The organism is Deltaproteobacteria bacterium (genome assembly GCA_003696105.1).
Classification (GTDB): domain Bacteria; phylum Myxococcota_A; class Polyangia; order Haliangiales; family J016; genus J016.
This window is the reverse complement of the sequence record RFGE01000247.1, coordinates 1-3,898: the sequence shown is the minus strand read 5'-3', so window position 1 is coordinate 3,898 and position 3,898 is coordinate 1. Positions and strand designations below refer to the sequence as shown.

Genomic DNA, 3,898 nt, shown 5'->3' with positions numbered 1-3,898 from the left:
GTCCGCCGCGTCGTACTCGTATCGCGTCACCGACAGCGGCACCTGCCACGTGCCCAGGCCGTACCGCTTGCGTTGGTCGGCGGTGAGCTGCCGCGTGCCCGTGTACTGCGTCACCAGGCGGTCCACCGCGTCGTAATGGTTGTATGTGCGATACGCCACCGCGCCATACGCCTGCCCCGCCGCGCCCGCGTCCGCCGGGTCCTCGATCTGCACCAGGTTTCCGTGCAGGTCGTACCGGTACCGCCAGGTCCTTCCCCCGCGCCGGATCGCGGTTCGCCGCTTGGCGAAGTCGTAGTCGATCTCGGTCACGATTCCGTCGGCGTTGACGACCCGGATCAGGTTGTCGTTCGCGTCGTACTCGTAGTCGGTCTCCGCCGGCCCGTCAGGCCCTTGCTCGACCACCGTCACCAGCCGCCCGTACACGTCGTACGACAGCGTCACCGGCTTGGCCGGACTCCCGTCGGCCGGGACCTCCGTCCGCCGCACGGTCAACCCGTCCCGATCGATCACCACCGGCGCCCCCACCGGCGGTACCACCCGCACGACCTGGCCGCCCGCGTCGAACTGCCACCGCGTCGTCACCTCCGCCGGCCCGTCCGCGCTCGGATTCGGCCGCGTCACCGCCACCGCGTGGCCCGCCGCGTCGTAGGCGTACCGCGTCACCGCCGGTCCCTGTGCGGTCGCCTCCGCCACCCACGCGACCCGCGCCAGCCCGTCTACCGCCGTCGTCGTCTCCGACCACTGGTCGCCGTCGATCCGCTGGCGAGCGATCACCCGCGCCGGCACCTCGCCGTCCCGATACTCCGCCGTCGCGACCAGCACCTCGCGATAGCCGCCGCCGTCCGCGTCGACGTCCCGGTACGAGCGCACCACCCGGCCAAAGCCGTCGATCTCCACCCGCGTCCCCGGCCATCCCCCGGCCTGCTCCGGCCCCTCCGTGCGCACCGCCACCCCCGTCGCCACGTCCACCTGCGTCCGCACCGTGTGCCCCAGCTCGTCGGTCGCCTCGACCGCGTACAGCCCGTAGCGGTCGTACACCGTGCGCTGCCAGCGATCCGCGTTCGCCTTCACATGGCGCGGGCGCCGCACCGCCACCACGTTGCCGGCCGCGTCGAACTGCCGCTCCGTCGTCGCCACGGTCGTCGCATCGATCCACACGTGCGTGCGCTCCGGCAGCCCGCGCGCGTCGTAGTCGACCCGCGTCCGCCCCGTGAGCGCCACGCGCCCCCATGCGTCGTCCGAACCGTCCTCGACCGCGACGTACCGCCGCCCCTCGACCGGCAAGATCGCGTACGTCGCGTCGCCGTAGTCGAGCCGGAAGCTCTGCACCCGACCGCGGTCTCCGGTCCGAATCGCGCCCGGCACCGTCGTGGTCCGCTCACCGCACTGCACGAACGCCACCGGCACCGCGTCGCGGGCCACCGCCTCCTGTTCGCCGCACAAGAAGCTCCACTCGGGCCGGTCCGGCTCCACGAGCGGGTCCACCGGCGCTGCCGGCTCCACCGGCGTCCCATCGACGCCCGGCGGCGCCGCGATCCCCGACGGCCCGGCGCCGCCCACCACCGGCATCGCCGATCCCAGCGCCGGCCGCGGCCGCAGCGTGGTGAATCGCGTCTCCAGGGGGCGCGCCGGCAAACTCGCCGGCGCCCTCGGGCTGAGGTTGGCCACCGCGTCGACCAACCCCCCGACCACGACCGGCGGCGGCGCCGGCGGCACCGCGTACAGCGGGCCCCACCCGTACACCGTGCGCTCGAGCGCACCCTCGGCCCGGCAGGTCGCCTCGTCCGCCCCCTTCGGGCACACGTACCGCCGGTGCTCCGCCGGCTGGTACGACACCACCGCGCCGTGGAACAGGGCGTGCCGTTGCCACACCGTGTCTTCGACGCTCGCCGCGCAGCCGGCCTCGCGCTCGCCGCGCGCGCCGCCCTGGACCGCCGCGAGCGGGTCGCAATCCGTGTACGCCACCTTGCCGTTGGAACGGCCCGTCGGATCCAGTTCGTAGTCGTAGCGCTCGACCGCCTTGCCGCGCACGCCCGCCGCGTTCGGCGGCCCGACCACCTCCACTTCGCGGAAGCCACGGAACGCAAAATGGCCCCACCGGTCGCGATTGTGGACCGGGTGGTGGTACCGGTACGTCGTCCGGGACGTCGTGTTCGACACGCGATCGTCGACCGTCACATCGCGCACCACCCACAGCCCGGCCGGCGGCCGCTCGCCGTCGGAATGCGTCACGACGGTCCCGTCGGTGCCGGGCGCGTAGGTGTACGTCACGACCGCCCCGCGCCCGTTGTCGACTCGCGTGAGCAGACGCATCCCTTGCGACGCGTCCGCGTCCCGCGCGTACGTCCTCGCCTGACCGCAGCCGGTCCAGCCGCGATAGGGCGGCTCCGGCTGGCAGCCCACGTGCCGGCGGTTGCCGTACAGGTCGAGCATGCCGTCGCCGTCGACGTCCGCCACGTCCGACTTCACGGTCCACCGGTCGTGTTGTACGAGCACGAACCGAGCAGCCGCCGCGTACAGCTCGGGATCGGCGAGCGCGTTGGCCGGCACGAACTGATCGCCGACGTTCAGGAACGGCACCACCAACCGCTGCGATCCCGGCGCCGCCATCGCGTTCGGCGCGCCGTCCGGTCGTACGACGTCGATCCCAGGCGTCGCGGTGGCCGCCGCGCGCGGCACCCCGATCAGGCCCGTCCAGGGGTCGCGCTGCTCGGACCCCGGCGGAGACAACCACAACACATCGCGCAGTCCGTCCTGATCGATGTCGACCAGCCGAATCTGTTGCATCGTCCACGACATCGACGTTTCGGGTTCCGACGGGTTGCCGCGGCCGACCGTGACCTCGACCGAACGGGACAGCACCGGCAGAAACGCCGACAACACCGTGCCGTCCTCGTAGGGCGCGCGCTCGAATCCCCGGCCGGTGTTGTAGTACACGCGGACTACGCCCTCGTCGACCGACCCCATCGCCCGCGTCTCGACGTAGTCGGGCAGCCCGTCCCCGTTGACATCCTCCAGCTCGACCCGGGTGTCGACCCGCCGGTGGTATGTGTTCGCCGTCACCGCGCCGTCGTCAGTGAGCCGCGCGTATTGGTTGGACAGCCGCGAGTGGGCCGCTACGACGTCGTTCGGCATCGTCCACACGTACGGCTCGCCCGACTCGTCCCCGCGGAAGTGGCCCGTGCCGTCGCCACGAAACACCAGGAAACGGCCGTCCCACGGCTGCTGCCACACCGGGTGGCGAAACACCTGGTCGACGAACCCGTCCCCATCGATGTCGATGAGCGCGTGCCACGCGCTCGCGAGCGCCGAGTCGGCCTTTCCCACTCCGCCGACCGGACGGTCGCTCTCGAGCGGCGCCGGCCAGCGCGCGATCACCGGGTCGTCGGACAGCTTCCCATTTCCCAGGTTCACCCACACGCGGCCCACGTAGTAGCCGCCGTCCATCTCCGGAAACTGGATGCACTCGCCGTACCGGTGCTGCGGAGGCACGCTTTCCGCGCCGATCTCGCCGACGGCCGGCCGGTCGCCCGGGAACCCGAGCCCGTTGCCCCTGGCGTACGAAGGATGAGGCGGCCCGAACAGCGACGGCCACCCGCCGCCCGCCGGATTCTCCGGTAGATTACAGAGCAACTGGCTGCAACACGCGTACCGCCACTCCTTCACCAGGCCGGCCACGATCTTGGCTCTCTCCTGCGCCGGCGTCCCCTTCGGAACCGTGCCGGTGACCCTGCAGCCAGGATACGAACACTCGCCATCGGGGCACGCCATCTCCACGACCGTCGTCTGGTCTTGCGCCTCCGACACGTTCGCGTCGGGGCCGAGCGCGAACAGCCGATCGAACACACACGCCACCGGCTCGCCGCGGGCATCCCGGCACGGCGGCGTCTCCGGCGCG

At 72.3% G+C, this 3,898-nt stretch carries 1 protein-coding gene; it reads right to left on the bottom strand.

The window, feature by feature from the left end; all coding sequences use genetic code 11:
- Positions 1-3,898 (bottom strand): hypothetical protein (locus D6689_15970; protein ID RMH39636.1); only part of this gene is annotated, 3,898 nt, incomplete at both ends.